16 protein-coding genes are annotated in these 16473 nt (G+C 70.0%); 1 reads left to right on the forward strand and 15 read right to left on the reverse strand.

Annotated features, from left to right (window positions below):
* Positions 1-36: 36 nt before the first annotated feature.
* The 13 genes from purB to gcvT all read right to left on the reverse strand — a co-directional run bounded on the left by purB (position 37) and on the right by gcvT (position 11403).
* Entirely contained in the window at positions 37-1347 is a 1311-nt protein-coding gene (gene purB / locus WC969_10145; protein ID MFA6030204.1) for an adenylosuccinate lyase, read from the reverse strand.
* Between the two features lie 278 nt (positions 1348-1625).
* On the reverse strand, positions 1626-2858 hold the full coding sequence (locus WC969_10150; protein ID MFA6030205.1) for an MFS transporter: 1233 nt from the start codon (positions 2856-2858) through the stop codon (positions 1626-1628).
* Positions 2855-3448, reverse strand: a complete 594-nt coding sequence (pyrE, locus tag WC969_10155) for an orotate phosphoribosyltransferase (protein MFA6030206.1) — start codon at positions 3446-3448, stop codon at positions 2855-2857. Before pyrE ends, WC969_10150 begins: the two co-directional genes overlap by 4 nt.
* Positions 3445-5682, reverse strand: a complete 2238-nt coding sequence (locus WC969_10160) for a hypothetical protein (GenBank protein MFA6030207.1) — start codon at positions 5680-5682, stop codon at positions 3445-3447. The genes pyrE and WC969_10160 overlap by 4 nt, the downstream gene beginning before the upstream one ends.
* 21 nt (positions 5683-5703) lie before the next feature.
* On the reverse strand, positions 5704-6303 hold the full coding sequence (locus tag WC969_10165; protein MFA6030208.1) for a hypothetical protein: 600 nt from the start codon (positions 6301-6303) through the stop codon (positions 5704-5706).
* On the reverse strand, positions 6300-7025 hold the full coding sequence (locus tag WC969_10170; protein MFA6030209.1) for a hypothetical protein: 726 nt from the start codon (positions 7023-7025) through the stop codon (positions 6300-6302). The genes WC969_10165 and WC969_10170 overlap by 4 nt, the downstream gene beginning before the upstream one ends.
* The gene (locus WC969_10175) at positions 7022-7486 is read right to left on the reverse strand and encodes a hypothetical protein (GenBank protein MFA6030210.1); all 465 of its coding nucleotides are present in this window, start codon (positions 7484-7486) and stop codon (positions 7022-7024) included. The genes WC969_10170 and WC969_10175 overlap by 4 nt, the downstream gene beginning before the upstream one ends.
* A complete protein-coding gene (locus tag WC969_10180) occupies positions 7487-7960 on the reverse strand; it encodes a response regulator (GenBank protein MFA6030211.1) in 474 nt (157 codons plus the stop codon).
* A gap of 438 nt (positions 7961-8398) precedes the next feature.
* Positions 8399-8629: an Lrp/AsnC ligand binding domain-containing protein gene (locus tag WC969_10185; GenBank protein MFA6030212.1), complete on the reverse strand. Its 231-nt coding sequence runs from the start codon at positions 8627-8629 to the stop codon at positions 8399-8401.
* Positions 8630-8645: 16 nt separating this feature from the next.
* Entirely contained in the window at positions 8646-9353 is a 708-nt protein-coding gene (locus WC969_10190; protein MFA6030213.1) for a hypothetical protein, read from the reverse strand.
* Between the two features lie 8 nt (positions 9354-9361).
* The gene (locus WC969_10195; protein MFA6030214.1) at positions 9362-9787 is read right to left on the reverse strand and encodes a PH domain-containing protein; all 426 of its coding nucleotides are present in this window, start codon (positions 9785-9787) and stop codon (positions 9362-9364) included.
* 114 nt (positions 9788-9901) lie between these two features.
* The gene (gene gcvH, locus WC969_10200) at positions 9902-10291 is read right to left on the reverse strand and encodes a glycine cleavage system protein GcvH (GenBank protein MFA6030215.1); all 390 of its coding nucleotides are present in this window, start codon (positions 10289-10291) and stop codon (positions 9902-9904) included.
* A gap of 8 nt (positions 10292-10299) precedes the next feature.
* Positions 10300-11403, reverse strand: a complete 1104-nt coding sequence (gcvT, locus tag WC969_10205; GenBank protein MFA6030216.1) for a glycine cleavage system aminomethyltransferase GcvT — start codon at positions 11401-11403, stop codon at positions 10300-10302.
* A gap of 174 nt (positions 11404-11577) precedes the next feature.
* On the opposite strand from gcvT, the gene WC969_10210 reads away from it, so the two are divergent.
* The gene (locus WC969_10210) at positions 11578-12582 is read left to right on the forward strand and encodes a ComEC/Rec2 family competence protein (GenBank protein MFA6030217.1); all 1005 of its coding nucleotides are present in this window, start codon (positions 11578-11580) and stop codon (positions 12580-12582) included.
* Positions 12583-12836: 254 nt separating this feature from the next.
* On the opposite strand, the gene WC969_10215 is transcribed toward WC969_10210, so the two are convergent.
* On the reverse strand, positions 12837-13925 hold the full coding sequence (locus WC969_10215) for a DNA topoisomerase IV subunit A (protein MFA6030218.1): 1089 nt from the start codon (positions 13923-13925) through the stop codon (positions 12837-12839).
* 316 nt (positions 13926-14241) lie between these two features.
* Positions 14242-16455: a DNA topoisomerase VI subunit B gene (locus tag WC969_10220; protein ID MFA6030219.1), complete on the reverse strand. Its 2214-nt coding sequence runs from the start codon at positions 16453-16455 to the stop codon at positions 14242-14244.
* Positions 16456-16473: the final 18 nt, after the last annotated feature.

Genomic DNA, 16473 nt, shown 5'->3' on the forward strand with positions numbered 1-16473 from the left:
GGGTGCTGGCGCGGCTGCGACCGACGAGTTCCCTTCTCAAATCAGGCCGCCGCGGCGCAGAACGGCGTCGGAGGCGCGCTCGCGCGCCCGCAGGTCGAAGCAGGCCGCCAGCGCGCGCTCTGAGAGACGGCTCCGGAGCTCCGGGTCCCGGGCGAGGCTCTCCTGGAGGGGCGCGCCGGAGCGCCAGGTCTCGAAGGAGCAGCGCTGGACGATCGCGTAGGCCTCGGTACGGGCCAGTCCCTTCTCCACGAGGGCGAGGAGGACCTTCTGGCTGAAGGCGAGACCGCGCGAGGACTCGAGGTTCGCGCGCATGCGCTCGGGATGGACCACGAGGCCCTCGAGGACGCGCGCGAAGCGGTGGAGCATGAAGTCGAGCAGGAGCAGCGCGTCGACGAGGGCGACGCGCTCGACCGAGGAATGGCTGATGTCGCGCTCATGCCAGAGCGCGCAGTCCTCGAGGATGGACGCGTGGTAGCCGCGCAGCAGGCGCGCGCAGCCGCAGATGTTCTCGCTCAGGACGGGGTTGCGCTTGTGCGGCATGGCCGAGGAGCCCTTCTGTCCGCGGCCGAACGGCTCCTCCGCCTCGAGGACCTCCGTGCGCTGGAGGTGGCGGACCTCGACGGCGAAGCGCTCGAGCGCGCAGCCGGCGAGCACGAGGGCGTGGGAGAACTCCGCGTGGCGGTCGCGGGGGACGACCTGGGTCGCGGCCGTCTCGGGGAGCAGCCCGAGGCGGCGGCAGACGCGCGCCTCGAGGGACGGCGGCAGCTGGGTGTACATCCCGACCGCTCCGGAGAGCTTCCCGTAGGAGACCGCGCGGCGCGCGGCGCGCAGACGCTCGACGCAGCGGCGCAGCTCGGCGTGCCAGCCGGCGAGCTTGAAGCCGAAGGTGATGGGCTCGGCGTGCACCCCGTGCGTGCGCCCCGCCATCCAGGTGCGGCGATGACGGCGGGCCAGCTTCGCGACCGCCCGGCGGCAGCGCTCGAGGCCCTCGAGGAGGAGGTCCGCCGAGTCCTGGAGCTGAAGGGCCAGGGCGGTGTCGAGGACGTCGGAAGAGGTGAGGCCGTAGTGGAGATAGCGCGCGACGGCCGGCGCCCGCCCGCGAAGGCGCGCGCTCACGGTCTCGATCATGGCGACGACGTCGTGCGCGCTGCGGCGCTCGCGGCGCAGGACCTCGGCCTCGAGCGGGCGCTCGAGCGCGCGGCGCAGGACGCGCAGCTGCGCGGCGGGGATGCGCTTCTCCGGCGCGAGGGCTTCCAGGAGGGCCGTCTCGACGTCCATCATGCGGCGCAGGCGCGCTTCGGGCGTCCACAGCGCCGACATCTCCGGCCGGGTGTAGCGGTCGATCATGGCGTTCCTCCTAAGAGTGCCTAAAATAATTCCCGCAGACCTGGGCGGGATGGATTTCGGCTTGCCGGCAAGGCGCGACGGAGCGAGGATAGCGTGCGCTATCTGAGCGACGAGCAACGCCGCCGGCGACCGAAAGCCGCCCGCCCTTCGGGAGGCCCGATTCCGGCCGATCTCTTCGTTGCTCCTCGCTTACATAGCTCACGCTATGCGCGCTCGTCGCGCCTCGACCTCGTCTCAGACTCGGGCCTCCCAGGCCTGCGGGAATTATTGTAGGCACTCTAGGCTTCCTGCGGGGCGGGCTCGGCGGCCAAGGCCGCCGGGGCGCCCTCCTCCTCGGGGGTCAGGCGCCGGCGCACCGCGAGGAAGCCCGCCCCCGCGACGAGCCCGAGCGCGGCGACGCAGAGCCAGGGGGCGGCGGGCCAGCGCGGGCTCAGCGCCTGCTGCAGCGCGCCGCCCAGGAGCGGGCCGACGGCCCAGCCCAGGCACTCCATCAGGCCGCTGAAGCCGAGATAGCGTCCCCGCTCGCGCGCGGGGGCGAGGTTGGCCGAGAGGGCCTGCAGCGCCGGGGAGGTCGTGACCTCCGCGACGGAGACGAGGAGGATGGAGGCGGCGAAAGCGGCGAACCCGCCGGCGAAGCCCGCCGAGGCGTAGCCCAGGGCGTAGAGGACGCAGCCGGAGGCGAGCGCGATGCTCAGGCGCCCGCGTCCGATGAGCCGCGCGGCCGGCCACTGTGCGAGCACGACGATCAGCCCGTTGAGCGAGTAGAGGAGTCCGACGCGCCGTTCGTCGAGGCCGCCGTAGCGGGCCGCGTGCATCGAGAGCGGGGCGATGAGCTGGGCCATGACCACGGCGATGAGGAAGGCGCAGACGGTGAAGAAGAGGTAGCGGCGGTCCCGCGCCGGGGCGAGGAGTCCGGCAGGGGAGAAGGTCGCGCCCGGCTTCGGCTCCTCGGAGGCCCCCAGCGAGAGTCTCACCGCGACGGCGCAGAAGGCGAAGACGAAAGAGGTCGCCAGGAACATGGCCTGATACGAGACCGCGGCCAGCGCGCCGCCGAGCGCGGGGCCGAGCGCCCAGCCGAGGTTCCCGGCCATGCGGAGCCAGCCGTAGGCCTCGACCCGCTCGCGCGAAGGACGGTTGTCCGCGACCCAGCTGCGCACCGCGGAGGGAAAGGTGTTCCCGACGAGGCCGGAGAGCGCGTGGAGGGCGAGGAGGGCCGTCACGGGCAGCGCGAGGGCGAGCGCGGCGGCCAGCGCCGCGGAGAGGACCGCGCGCAGGGAGAGCGACCAGAGCATGACCCGGACCCGTCCGTAGCCGTCGGAGATCGAGCCGCCCCAGGCGAAGCCCGCCGCCGCGGCGAGCATGCTCAGGGCCATGATGACTCCGACCTCGCCGGGGCGCAGGCCCCGCACGCGGGTCAGGTAGAGGGCGAAGAACGGGAACGAGAGGGCGTGGCCGGCGACGAGCGCGGCCTGGCAGAGGCAGAGGAGGCGGAGCGGTCTCTGGTCCCTCAAGGAGTCCCGAGGTCGTCGAGGATGTCCAGCGCCCCGCGCCGGGAGAACGGCACCCGCCGCGCGCAGAGCTCGCAGGTGTCGGGCGGCATCACCTGCACCGGATAGGTCACGAGCGCCCGCACCGGGACGCCGAGCGGCAGGGCCGCGGTGGAGCGGTCGAGGATGGCGGCGATGCCCACCACCTTCCCGCCGTAGGCGCGCACGAGCTCGACGACCGCCCCGGCCAGGTGCCCGGTCGCGAGGACGTCCTCGACGACCAGCACGCGCTCTCCCGGAGTGATCTTGAACTCGCGGCGCAGGAGCATCTCCCCGTTCACGCGCTCGGCGAAGATGGAGCGGCAGCGGCGCAGGCGCGCGATCTCCTGTCCCGCGACGACCCCGCCCACGGCGGGGGCGAGCACGACGTCGACGGGAGAGGGGAAGCGCGCGCTCATGGCCCGCGCGATGCGCTGGGCGATGTAGGGATACTGCATCACCGACGCGGTCTGGATGAAGATGGGGCTGTGCAGGCCGGAGGGCAGACGGAAGTGCCCCTCCTCGATGGCGCCGTGCTCCTGCAGGAGTCCGAGGACGTCGAGCTTGTTCATCATCGTTCCTTCCCCTCCCCGCAGAGCCCACCGGCAAGGGGGTCCAGGGGAGCGATGCGCTTCATCCCGAGCGCGAGGGCGTCCTCGATGTCCGAGCTGCCCATCTTGCGCAGGGTGATGTTCGCGGACGGCTTGTTGAGGTCGTCGGAGAGCTGGAGTTCGATGGAGGGGCGTCCCGTGGTGTCGACGAGCCGGTCGGGGAGCTGGCCGCGCGACTTGGTCAGGCGCATGAGCACCTTGGCGGCGATGCGCTCCTTCGAGAAGTCGACGTCCCCGTCCGAGTAGCCGACGAACTGCGGGCCGTCGACGTTGAGGAGGTGGACGTCCACCGCCCCGTCGCGCGCGGAGAAGTCGCCGAAGACGCGGTTGAAGTCCAGGGTCTTCGGCGTGGCCGTGTCGAGGCTCATGACGGCTTTGGCGTTCATCTCGTGCATGTAGGTGAAGGGCAGGAGGAGGACGTTGAGCACCCGATGGGCTTCGCGCACCGACTGCACGTTGGTGACGCGTCCGGGCCCGAAGGCGGCGCGGAAGCGGCCGTTGACGTGCCGGAGGCCGCGCTGGATGTCCTTGAGATCGAGGAGGAGCTCGAGGTTCTGGGTGTCGAAGTTCGGGCTGACGGCGTTGGCGACGCGGATGCGGCCGCGGAGGTCCGGGAAACGCCGGGGGATGGCGTGCTTGAAGACCCGCGCCCAGGGACCCGAGGACGGCGCGCTGCCGGAGACGGCGTGCTGGAGTGCGATGCTCTTCTCGATGCCCGCGTAGAGCTCGTCGGTGCGCAGGCGGTCGATCGTCGCGTCGAAGACCACCTCCCGCGGGCTCGTCAGGCGCCGGACGCAGCCGACGGCCTTCGCGCGCGCGTTCCTCCAGGTGGCCTGAAGCTCGCGGATGTCCAGGTCCCCGTCGCGGATGCGCGCGGCCACGCGGACGTCGGAGAACTCGTTGCCCAGCCCGACGTAGCTCCCCCCCCGCACGACGAGTTCGAGGTCGCGCATCTCGCGCGCGCCCTTCAGCGAGAGGTCCACGCGCGCGATGGCCTGGCCGCTCGAGATGCGAAGGCCGAACTCGCGGAGATCGAGCGCGAGGGCGCTCACGGAGGGAGAGGAGACGGCTCCGGAGAAGCTCACGCTCCCGCTCAGCGTCCCGCGCGGGGCTTTCGCGGCCCACGGCCTCCAGCAGGCCGCCGCGCGCGAGAGCTCGAGCCCGCGCATGGAGACGGTCGCCTTGCCCGAGCCGAGCCCCTCGAAGCGTCCGCGCACGAAGAGGCGGCCGAAGCCCAGGTCGCCCTCGAGCTGCTCGAGGACGTAGGGGCGCTCGAAGACGGGCAGCGGGGAAGCCGGGGCCGAGAGCTTCAGACGCAGCGCCCCGCCCGGCAGGGAGAGTCCGGGGGGCACGGGAAGCATCGCGGAGAGCCAGGCGCTGTCGATGGGCGGGAGCTTGGCGCGCAGCTCGAGGCGCGGCGCGTCGAGGTCCCGCAGGGAGCCGGAGAGCTCGAGCGTCCTCCCCCCCGCCTTCACGAGGATCCGCTTGGCCGCGACGTAGGCCTCCGGACGACTCAGGCCGGCCAGGGAGACCACGCCGGAGAAGGAGACGTCGGCGTCGATGCGGCGTCCCCCCGCGACGCTGGCGCTGCGGAAGTCGGCCTCGACGGGGAACGGTTTCTGGGAGCTCACGTCGTCGAGCGCGGCGCGCAGGGCCTCGATGCGGTAGCTTCGCCCGCGCGCGAGGTCGCGGACGCGGAGCTCCCCGTCCTCGATGCGGAGCTCGTCGGCGGACTGCAGCGGCGGCAGCGCGAGCAGGCCCCTCGGCGGGGCCGGCCGATGCAGAAGACCCTCGATGTTCCAGGTCCCGTCCGCGCGGCGGACGAGCTCGATGCGGGGGCTCACGAGCTGCACGGAGGAGAGCTCCAGGCGCCCGTGCAGGAGGGCCCCGACCTTGTAGCCGATGAGGAGCGCCTCGCTGGACAGGAGGGTCTCTCCCGGGAAGGCGGGGTCCTCGGAGACGACGAGGCCGTCGACGCGGATGCCGCGCTGCAGGACCACCGAGACCCGTCGGATGTGCACGGGCCGCTGGAAGGTCTGCTGGAGCTGGGCGGTGATGACCGACTGCAGCCACTCCGGAGTGACGTAGCGCTGGAGCAGATAGAAGCCCGTGCCGGCGGCGAGGAGCGCCAGGAAGATGCCGGAACCGATGACGCGCAGAAGGATGCGCGCGGCGCGCGAGCGCGGGGGGTGCAGCATACGCGCGTATTGTATCTTTTCCTAAAAGCCCGGAGCGCCCCGGGACAGGAGCAGGAAGACGGTCCCGGCGGGGAGGAAGGAGAGCCAGAGGTTGTCGTCGACGGGGACGGGAAGGAGCTCCACGAGGGCCGCGACCGCCGCCGCCGCGGGGAGCGCCGGTCCGCGCAGCCCCGCCGCGGCGCAGGAGAGCAGGCAGGCGGCGAAGCAGGCGAGGGTGCCCTCGAGCGTCTTGCCGCTGCGCAGGCGCGTGCGTCCGAAGCGGCGCCCGACGAGCGCCGCGGCGGCGTCGCCGAAGGCGAGGCAGCAGAGACCCGCCGTCACGGCCTCCGGACGAGCCCCCCAGCACAGCACGCTGAGCCAGCAGCCCAGAGAGGTCCAGAAGACGCCGCTGACCTGCGCGGACTCCTTCTCGCGGTGGATGCCCCCGAAGACGCGCATGAGCGCCTCGTTGAGGCCGGGCCGCGCGAGACGGGCGAGCTCGAGTCCGCCCTCGACGAGGATCCAGAGCCCGAGCAGGACGAGCGTCGTCCCCCGGCCCAGAAGGAGGAAGGCCGCGAGGTAGACGAGACTGAGGAAGTGGAAGATCTTGCGCAGCAGCTCGCGGCGCAGCTCGGGCGTCATCGCGCGGCGCTCCTCAGGACGCGGACGAGCGCTTCCCCTCCCGACGCGAGCAGGCGCCAGAACGAGGCCGCCCACCCGGCGGCCCGCGCGAGCTCGCCGCCGAAGGACACCGTGCGCGGGAAGAGGCAGGTCAGGGCCGCCAGCAGCAGCAGGCCGTTGAGCAGGAGGATCAGCGAGAGCGAGAGCGTCGTTCCGGCCTCCTCGAGGTCGCCCTGGCGCGTGACCCACAGGGACTCCGCCGTATGCATGAGGTGGAAGGAGAGCGCCGCGCCCATGAGCGCCAGGAAGGCCTCGCGCGCGTGCGGGGGCGGCCCGGACCACAGCAGCAGGCGGTAGACCAGGACCGAGAGGAGCGCGTAGAGCGGCACCCAGTAGGGCGCCAGGGCGACGAAGGGACTCGAGTGGGAGAGGTCGACGTGCCCGCTCTCGCCCTTCACGGAGATGGCGAACACCTTCCCGCCCCCCATCCAGGCCGCGAGGGCGTGCGTGGTCTCGTGCGCCAGGACGTAGAGGGGCCTCAGCCGCGCGACGTTCGCCGCGTAGAGGACCGCGTAGCCGACGAAGCCGGCGAGGAACCACGCGGAGGCGCCGGGCCGGGCGGCGAGCCGCGCGAAGGCGGCGCAGGCGGCGAAGAGGACGGCGAGGGAGAAGGGAGCGAGGAGGAGTCCGAGGGACGCTCGGGCGAGGGAGGCGGCGGAGGAGAGCCGCTTCCCGCGCTTCACTCGAGCATGTAGTCTTCGAAGGGGATCTTGCGGGCGCGGAGCTCGGCGACCCAGAGCGCCTTCGCTTCGGCCATGCGCGCGCGCGAGCGCGTCACCCAGCGGCTCTCGGGCGGGGAGAAGAGCTCGACGGCGGTCTTGTACCAGTGGTAGGCGAGCTTGCTCGAGCTCTCGAGGACGGCCTCGTCGGCGCGGAAGCGCTCGAGCTCGAGGCGCTGCCGGTACTCGGGCTCGCCCATGCGCCCGGCCGCCTTCTCGGCGTCGAGCCCGGCCTTCGCGCGCGCGAACTCCGACTCGCAGAAGGCCTTCTTCAGCTCGGGGCGGGCGTTCCACTCCATGTACTTCTCGCCCTCGAGCCAGGCGGAGCGGGCGCGCAGAGCGAGGTCCGCGCAGACCATCGCGTAGACGGCGGCGGCGGCCGCCGCGGCGAGCAGGAGGCGTCGGAGGAGGGGCGAGTTCGGCACTTACCAGTCGCTGGAGAGCGGCCCGCGATCGGTCTTGCGGGAGATCTCGGGCGGCCGGGTCTGGAGCATGCGGTGCAGGACGGAGGAGAGCACGGCCGGCTTGATGGGCTTCTCGATGAACTCGCGGACGTTCGATTCCTGGCGGACCATCTCGACGGTCTGCCGGTCGATGCGGCGGCCCGTGATGATGATCACCGGGATGGAGCGCGCGTCGCACATCTGGAGGCTCTTGAGGACCTCGAAGCCGCCCAGGCCGGGCAGCATGAAGTCGAGGATCATGGCGTTGGGCATGAGGGCCTCGGCCTTGCGGATGGCCTCCTGCCCGTCGGCCGCGCGCTCGACGCGGAACCCCTCCTTCTTGACGACGTGCTCGAGGAGGTCGAGGATGCTCTCGTCGTCGTCGACGATGAGGATGAGCTTGTCCTTGGGGTCCGTCAACTCCGGGATGACGCTGGGCTCCTCTTCTTCGTACATGATGTCTCGTTCCTCTCGTCCTCAGTTTACCACAAAAACCGCGCCGTCTGCACGACGCGTCGGGGTCCTCGACGGGGACCCCGACGGGGGCTTCGGAGACGCACGGCCTCCCAAGCACCCGGGGATCCCCGTCGGGGAGCCCCGCCCAGGAGTCCGTCCGAGTAATATCGCCCGTGCCGGAGGCCCGAGATTGAGGAAAGCGCAAGGCGCGACAAGCGAGGATAGCCGAAGCTATCTGAGCGCGAAGCAACGCGGCGATTTCCCGATATCGGGCCTCCCGCCTTCCCAGATAGCTGCGATGGAGAGGCGGGTCGCGCGCTATCGGGCTGCGCCTTCGCCGCTCGGAGCTTACAGGCCTTCAGGCCTGCGCGCTCCGATGCGCCTCGGCTCGCTCCGACAGCGCGCGACCGGCATGGACGCTATTACTCGGACGGACTCCTAAAGGTTGGTGGTGACGAGGGTCTCGGTGGCCTGGACCCCGTGGATCCCGCGGACCTCGCGGACGATGAGTCCGCTGATCTTGTCGAGGGTGTCGCACTCGGCCGTCAGGATGGCGTCCCAGGACCCGAAGGTCAGGAAGACCTCGTTGACGCCCTTGATGGTGCGGATCTGCGCGATGGCCTTCTGCTCGAGGCCGGCGGAAAGCCGGCACAGCACGAACGCTTTCATGCTTCCTCCATGCGAGTCATCTCCGTCTGTTCCAATCGTCCCGCCCGTAGCGCTCGCGCGCGAGCCGTTCGACGGCGGCGGCCGCCGCCGGGGCCAGCGGGCACGGCTCGAAGAGGGTGCGCCACTGCAGCGACAGTCCCTCCTCGACGCCGCGCTCCAGCGCCTCCCGCGGCAGGCCGAGGCGCTCGGGCCGCAGCGAGCCCTGGTAGAGCCCGATCCCGCGGCGCCGGCGCAGCGCGCCGCCGAGGATCTTCTCCCCGTCGGACAGCGTCAGGTCCATCGGCACCGGACTCGGGAAGCATCGCTCCTGCAGGCCGGCGGCGGGCTTCGCCGCGGGCTCCCAGAGCCCGGACTGGACCCCGACCCCGCGCAGCCCCGCCATCACGCCCCGGTGGATGCTCTTGTAGAGCGCCAGCGGCCCGATGAGCCGCTCCCACGGGAAGACGAAGGAGAAGGTGAGGTCCCCGTCATGGAAGACCACGCCGCCGCCGGTCATGCGCCGGACCACGGGGAAGGTCACGGCCGGATAGCGCTGGCGGACCGCCGAGAGAGCGTCCTCCCAGCGCTGGGAGAAGCCGAAGGTGACTCCGTGGGGCGCAGGGCCCTCCCAGCGGTAGAGCCGAAGAAAGCAGGCATCGGGACCCGCGGACTCCAGGATCGTCTCGTCGGCCGCCATCTGCGCCGCGGCGTCGAGGGGCGGCGTCTCGAGGCGGTAGGCGCGCACGCGGAGGCCTACTTGAGGGCGCGGACCCGCTCGCGCAGGTGCTCGGGGTCTTCGACGCCCTCGAAGAGGATCGCCCCCGCGGTCGTCTCGAGCTCGAGGTCCCCGACGCCGAGCTGGCGCTGGAGCGCGGTCTGCCGGACCCGGACCTCGCGCAGGGCGAGGAGCGGGGCCTCGGAGTCGACGCGCGGCCAGGGCCGCACGCGCACGAGGATGCGGGTGTTCGTGACGACGTAGGTGCTGTTGGCCGCGCGCATGGCCGGATAGGCGACGGCGCCGAAGCCGAGCACGGCCAGGACCCCGCCCGTCGACGGAGCGACGGCCTCGAGCAGGACGAGGCTGATCCCCGTGACGAGGAGCAGCGCCCCCCCCGCCAGCGGCAGCGGCCAGTTCTTCAGCGACGGAGCGGCCTCGAAGAGCTTGATCTCGTTGGCCATCAGGCGAAAATCTCCCGATGGAGATTTTCGCCTGCGGGAATACTCGTCATCCTTCCTCGCATGTTCCGGGAACGATTTTTATTACCCCAGCGGGAATCCCGCAGGGATTCTCGACTAATGAGCGGCGGTCTTCAGGAACTCCTGATAGGCCTTGTGGTCCATCATGGATTCGAGTTCCTTCGGGTCCGCCGGCTTGATCGCCGCGAACCAGCCCTTCTCGTGCGGGGACTGGTTGACGAGCGCCGGGTTGCCCGCGAGGTCGGCGTTGACGGCGACGACCTCTCCGGAGACGGGCGCGTAGAAGTCGAAGGCGGCCTTCACCGACTCGACGGCGGCGAGGACCTCGCCCTTCTTGACCGTGCGGCCGACCTTCGGGAGGTCGACGAAGACCACGTCCGTGATCTCCTTCTGCGCGTGGTCCGAGAGGCCGACGCGGACCTGGTCGCCCTCACGGGCGGCCCACTCGTGGGACGGCATGTAGCGGCAGGATTCGGGGTTGGCCATGTTCTCTCCTATTTCGGGCGCTTGTAGAACGGCACCGCGGCGATCTCGGCCGCGAAGCGGCGGCCGTGCAGCTCGATCTGGACCTTCGTCCCGGCCGCGAGGTCGGGACGGTTCATGTAGCCGACGCCGATGCCGGCCTGGAGCGTCGGGGAGAAGGTCGCGCTCGTGAGCGTCCCGAGCTTCTCCTCTCCGAGCAGGACGGGGGCGCCGGGGCGGGGCACGCCGCGCTCGGTGAGCTTCACTCCGAGCAGCTTGCGCTTGAGCCCCTCGCGCTGCTGCTTCTCGAGCGCGGGCTTGCCGATGAAGTCGCCCTTCGCGAGCTTCACCACCCAGCCGTAGTTCGCCTCGAAGGAGGTATGCTCGTCGTCGACGTCGCTGCCGTAGAGCAGGTAGCCGGCCTCGAGCCGGAGCGTGTCGCGGCAGCCGAGCCCGCAGGGAAGCAGGCCGTAGGAGGCGCCGTTGACCATGAGCGTCTCCCAGACGCGCGAGGCGATCTCGTTGGGCACGATGGCCTCGAAGCCGTCCTCGCCGGTGTAGCCGGTGCGGGTGATGAGGCACTTCTGGCCGTAGAGGTCGAGCTCGTGGGCGCCGAAGCGCTTGAGCTTCGCCGCCGCGGGCGAGACCGACGCCATGATGCGCTCCGCCATCGGCCCCTGCAGCGCCATCATGCCGTAGTAGTCGCTGCGGTTCTCGAGCTGGACCGACATCCCGGCGGCCTGCGCGCTCAGCCAGGCGAAGTCCTTGTCGGCGGTCGCCGCGTTGACGACCATGAACCAGCGCTCGTCGCCGAGCTTGGAGAAGATGACGTCGTCGACGAGCCCGCCGCGGGGGTTGAGCAGATGGGAGTACATCGCGTCGCCGATCTTGAGCCGCCCGGCGTCGTTGGCGCTCACCTTCTGCAGGAAGGCGAGGGACTGGGGGCCCTCGATGGTGACCTGGCCCATGTGGGAGACGTCGAACATGCCGGCGGCCTTGCGCACGGCATGGTGCTCCTGCAGGATGCTCGAGAACTGCACGGCGAGCTCCCAGCCGTGGAAGTCCACCATGCGGCCGCCGGCCGCCCGCTGGATCGCGTTGAGCGAGGTGCGTCGAAGCGTGGTTGTAGTGCTCATATGCGCATACTCATAACATAATTGGCGCGCGCGTGACAAAGGGGCGCGCGGGCGCCCGCGGGGACGCGTAGGACTTTGGGCCTATCCGGCATGGGCCCTTCGCTTCAAGATGAACCTAGGCCCACGGACCCTTAGAACCGCGCGCCGGACCGTTAAACTATCGCAGGAGGGGACATGACGGCAGCCGACATCCGCCGCATCGCGCGCGCCGCTCTCGGAGCGCTTTTCTGCGCTCTCCTCGCGCTCCCCCTCCCCGCCCAGACGCTCGAGGAGGTCGCCGCCCGCGACCCCCTCTCCTCGGCGACCCTCTTCGACCCCTCGGCCGTCCCCGAGCCCGAGGCCCCCGCCGCGGTCGTCCTCCCCTCCGGAGACGTCCAGGTCAGCTTCGGAGGCCTGCGCGTCTTCTTCATCAACGTCGGACAGGGCGACGCGACCTACTTCGAGCTCCCGGACGGGAGCAACGCCCTCATCGACGGCGGCCCCACGATCTCGGCCCTGCGCCGCTTCCTGACGGAGCGCGGCGTCCAGCGGCTCTCGCACGTGGTGCTCACCCACCCCCATTCCGACCACTACAACGGGCTCAAGTACGCGTTCGATTCCCTGCAGGTCGACCACTTCTACGACACCCGCATGGACAACAGCAGCGCCAGCGGCGACGAGACCGTGCGCGCCAAGGCCGCGGCCGAGCTCGGCTGCACGACCGCGTACCCGGCGCCCGGCGACGCCCTCTCCTGGTCGGCGGGCGTGCAGGTCCGCGTGCTCAGCTCCTGCCCGAGCCCCGTCCGCAGCGGCGGAGACGGCTCCTCGGTCAACAACTGCTCCATCGTCCTCAAGATCGCCTACGGAGGGAACTCCCTGCTGTTGACGGGCGACGCGGAGACGGAGGTGGAGGCCCGCCTCGTCTCCCAGTACGGGACCGCCCTGCACGCCCAGGTCCTCAAGGTGGGACATCACGGCAGCGCGCGCTCCTCGACGAAGGAGTTCCTCGCCTTCGTGCGCCCCCAGCGCGCCTACATCTCGGTCGGGAAGAACAGCTACGGACATCCCACGACGGACGCGCTGACCCGCCTCGCGGCCGTCGGCGCCCAGGTGCTGCGCACCGACCAGAACGGCACCCTGGTCTGGGACCCGTCTACGGGGTCCAATTTCCTCAGTGCGGCGTTCCCTTCTAAAAATTAATCAGGGTGCAGCCCCTTCCCCACTGTCCTCCCCGGCGGGGAGGGCAGGGTGGGGGCGAACCATTGTTCCCCCTCCCCCTCGAGGGAGGGTTTGGGAGATTAGGACCAATAAAATGGAAGGCCCGCTCGCGCGGGCCTTCTGCTTTACTTCGCCCCCACCCTGCCCTGGTCCTGGGCAATCGCGGGGACTTCGCGATTAAGATTCGCCCCCACCCTGCCCTCCCCGTGGGGGAGGACAGTAAGGAACACTGTTCCTCAGTCCAACCAGTCTTTCTCCTTTAATTTCTTCGGCAGGTATGTCTTGGTTAAATACTGGAAGTCCTTGTTGGCGAGGGCGTCGAGCTCGTACTTGAGGCCGCTGGAGAGCATGCGCTTGATCTCGACCTGCCACTCCTTCTTCTGGAACCACTGATAGTTGAGCAGCTCCTTGGCGCGGGAGACGTCCTTCTCGTTGAGCTTGATGCCCACGTTGCGCGGCAGGCTGTAGCGCTCGGGGTCCGCGCTCGAGAGGCCGATGAACTTGGCGTGCGGGATGGCCATGCGCTGGCTCTCGAAGGCGAGGTTGATGGACCCTTGTTTCACCACCGAGTAGATGTAGTAGCCCCAGGGGTCGTTGTCGACGAGGACGTAGACGGGCAGGCGCTTCTCCTCGTGCAGACGCCGGGCGAGGCGGCGCACGCCCCGCGGAGGCTGGCCGTTGCCGGTGAGCAGGATGCAGTTGTACTTCTTCCAGAACTTGTCCTCGGCGAGGCGGTTCCACTGCGTGCCCTTCTCGACGAGGAGCACGAAGTCGGCGGTGCACTTGCGGATGCGCACGTACTCCTCCTCCACGATGGAGGGCACCGAGTAGCCGCCCTTGCCCAGGCGCGCGCAGTCCACCTTGTCCCCGTCGTCCTCGAGGACGAGCGGGCCGATGACCGTGCCGCCGTTCTCGGCGCGCACGTGCAGCTCCTCGCGCAGCGCCTCGAGCCCGACCTCCAGGTCCTCGATGATGGGGTCGCTCTCGTCCTGCGCGTCGAAGGTGTTCTCGTGCGAGTCGGCGATGGTGTGCTTCGCGCGATAGTAGATCTCGCGCAGGGAGGTCGTCAGCTCGCCGCGCTGGAGCTCGCTGAGCGCGTCGGCGACCAGGATCGTCTGCATGAACTTCTTGGCCATGCCGACGTTGAAGAAGGTCCTCATCTGGGTGTTCGAGCCCATCTCGATGAGCCCCTTGCGCTCGTTGAACTTGACGTTCGAGAGCGCGCGCACCGGGATGCGGATGGCGGGGTCCTTCTTGCGGGCCGCGGCGGTGATGACGAGGTCCGCCAGGCCGATGAGCTTCTTCTCGACGCTGAGCTTGGCCATGGCTAGTGCTCCGACCGGATAATTATGGACGTTTTGACCGGGCGATTTCGGCCGTCCGGCAAGGCGCGAGAAGCGAGGATACCTTTAGGTATCTGAGCGACGAGCAACGCCGCTGGCGGCCGAAAGCGCCCGGCCCCTATCTGGGAAGTTTCGCTGCCTCCGGCAGCGAAACTATTGTGGAAGGGGAGGCCCGCCCCTGGACGGCTTCCGCGTCGCTCCTCCCTCAGATAGCTCGGCCCGCTATCCTCGGTCGTCGCTCCTTGAATCCGTCTCATGCTCGGGCCTCCAAAACGTTCATGATTATCCGGTCGGAGCACTAACTCTTCCCGCCGCGCTTGGCGGGCTTCTTCGGCGCTTTCTTGCCGGCCTTCTTCGCCGGTTTCGCGGCCTTCTTCGGCGCCGCCTTCTTCGACGCCTTCGCATGCGTCTTCTTCGCCGCCTTAGACGCAGCGGCGCGCAGGTCCTTCTCCTCTCGCGCCGTCCCTGACGCGCTCGAGGGCGCGGCGTGTCCGGCGCGCGATCCGTGTTCCTTCCGCGACGGACCTTCGGCGCTATGGCCCGCCGAAGGGAGCGCGGGGATCTCGACTACCGCCGCAGCCTCCGTCGGAGCCGACGGAGGCGGCTCCGACACGGGCACGCAGCCCTCGACGCCGTCGGCGGTGACGATGATGGAGTCCGGCAGGCCCTCGGGGCCGCCCTTCATGCCGAGCAGCTCGTCGGTCTTCTCGCCGCCGGTGAGCTTCTTGGCGATCTCGTTGAGGTCCTTCTTGAGCTTCTCGGCCGCGAGCTTGCCGCCCTTGAGGCGCTTGCAGGCCTCGGCGACCTCTTCGATGTAGAGCTCGAAGATGTTGCGCCGGCGGTGCTCGCTCTTGGCGTGCTCGCGGCGCTTGAGGAACATGCCCAGGCGCCGGCCGCACTCGCGCAGGGCGAGCGTGATCTCCTTGCGGATCTCGTCGTAGTCGGCGATGGCCTCCTTCGACTCGCTCGTGAAGGGCACCCAGACCGAGGCCATGTGGACGAAGACGACCATGGGGCCGGCCGGGGGCGCGCCGCGCGACTGCGAGACGCCGTAGTTGCGCCAGGTCGTCTCCAGCACGGACTTGAAGGTGGCGCAGGCCGACTGCTGGTAGAGCAGCGGCACCCGGTTGGCGAAGCGGATGACGCGGGCGAGCTCGTTGTCGTCGTCGCCGCGGTCCTCGCCCTCGGCGAGCGGGACCTTCTTCACGGCGGTCTGCGCCGCGAGCGCCTCCGGCGGGCGGCCATAGGCGAGCCCGGCCTCGATGACGAAGGGGTTGCCGCGATAGACGGCCGGCGGGCGGGTGACGGCGGTGTAGAACTCGCCCTTGATCTGGCGGTAGAGGCCCGCGAGCACGGCCCGCTCCCCGATGGGCGAGAGGCAGTTGGTCGGCGGCGCCATGATCTTCGTGGCCTGGATGGCCTTATAGAGCCGCTCGGCGTCGACGCCCATGACGTCGCGGGGGCGCTTGTGCGCGTTGAGCTCGGCGAGCTTGCAGATCTCCTCGGCGACCTTCGTCGAGACGCGGCTGAAGTCGGAGCAGAGGAAGCCCGAGAGCCAGTGGCTCTTCGTGTCGTGGAGCATCTTGAGGAGCATGCCCAGCTCGATGCCGTAGGGGTGCGGCTTGATCTCGCGCGGCGGCTCGGGCAGCACGTGGATGCTGCGGTCATAGACCTTCGTCTCCCCGTCGGGCCCGATGTAGGTGAACTTCGCGTGGGGGTTCGCGATGGAGGAGAGCTCCATGTACTCGTCGACCGAGGCGCGTCCCTTCTGGTAGCGGCCCTCGAGCTCGAGGGTCACCTGGGTGCCGCGGTGGTTCTCCCACTCGATCTCCTTCTTCTCGAGGATGCGCGGCTCGTTCTTCTTGGTGTCGATCTGCACCTCGAAGTAGTGCGCGGGCGCGTCCTTGCCGGTGCGGGAGATGATGCAGACCGGCTTGCCGGTGGTGAGCTGGCCGTACATGCCTGCCGCGGAGATGCCGATGCCCTGCTGGCCGCGGCTCATGCGCAGGCGGTGGAACTTCGAGCCGTAGAGGAGCTTCGCGAAGATGCGCGGGATCTGCTGGCGCACGATGCCCGGTCCGTAGTCGATGATGGTGACCCGGAAGCGCGTCGCCTGGGAGATCGGCGGCGGGGTCGGCCCCTCGCCGACCGCCTCGAGCTTCACGACGATCTCGGGAAGGATGCCGGCCTCCTCGCTCGCGTCGAGGGCGTTGTCGACCGCCTCCTTGACGGCGGTGAGCAGGGCCTTGCGCGGGTTGTCGAAGCCGAGGAGGTGCCGGTTCTTCGTGAAGAACTCGGAGACGGAGATCTCGCGCTGCTGCTTGCCCATCTCGTCGGCCGAGAGCCCCCGCTTGCGCGATCCGCTCGCCGTGCTCCCCTCGGGTCGTCCCTGCGGCGTTTGCGCCGCCGGAGGCGGAGCCGAAGGCCGCTGCAGAGACGACGCGGCAACGGCGATGGGATCCGCCTTGGGCTTCGCGGGAGATTTGGGCGCGGCCTTGGGTTTGGTCTTCATAAGATTTCTCTGACGAGG

It is taken from the genome of Elusimicrobiota bacterium, assembly GCA_041660925.1.
Classification (GTDB): domain Bacteria; phylum Elusimicrobiota; class Elusimicrobia; order UBA1565; family UBA1565; genus JBAZUV01.

Bases quoted from the DNA above. Each gene is read 5' to 3' on its own strand.
- WC969_10215 (MFA6030218.1), bottom strand. From the start codon at position 13,925: ATGGCCAAGCTCAGCGTCGAGAAGAAGCTCATCGGCCTGGCGGACCTC.
- WC969_10160 (MFA6030207.1), bottom strand. From the start codon at position 5,682: ATGCTGCACCCCCCGCGCTCGCGCGCCGCGCGCATCCTTCTGCGCGTC.
- WC969_10180 (MFA6030211.1), bottom strand. From the start codon at position 7,960: ATGTACGAAGAAGAGGAGCCCAGCGTCATCCCGGAGTTGACGGACCCC.
- WC969_10165 (MFA6030208.1), bottom strand. From the start codon at position 6,303: ATGACGCCCGAGCTGCGCCGCGAGCTGCTGCGCAAGATCTTCCACTTC.
- gcvH (MFA6030215.1), bottom strand. From the start codon at position 10,291: ATGGCCAACCCCGAATCCTGCCGCTACATGCCGTCCCACGAGTGGGCC.
- WC969_10195 (MFA6030214.1), bottom strand. From the start codon at position 9,787: ATGGCCAACGAGATCAAGCTCTTCGAGGCCGCTCCGTCGCTGAAGAAC.
- WC969_10220 (MFA6030219.1), bottom strand. From the start codon at position 16,455: ATGAAGACCAAACCCAAGGCCGCGCCCAAATCTCCCGCGAAGCCCAAG.
- WC969_10185 (MFA6030212.1), bottom strand. From the start codon at position 8,629: ATGAAAGCGTTCGTGCTGTGCCGGCTTTCCGCCGGCCTCGAGCAGAAG.
- purB (MFA6030204.1), bottom strand. From the start codon at position 1,347: ATGATCGACCGCTACACCCGGCCGGAGATGTCGGCGCTGTGGACGCCC.
- gcvT (MFA6030216.1), bottom strand. From the start codon at position 11,403: ATGAGCACTACAACCACGCTTCGACGCACCTCGCTCAACGCGATCCAG.
- WC969_10210 (MFA6030217.1), top strand. From the start codon at position 11,578: ATGACGGCAGCCGACATCCGCCGCATCGCGCGCGCCGCTCTCGGAGCG.
- pyrE (MFA6030206.1), bottom strand. From the start codon at position 3,448: ATGATGAACAAGCTCGACGTCCTCGGACTCCTGCAGGAGCACGGCGCC.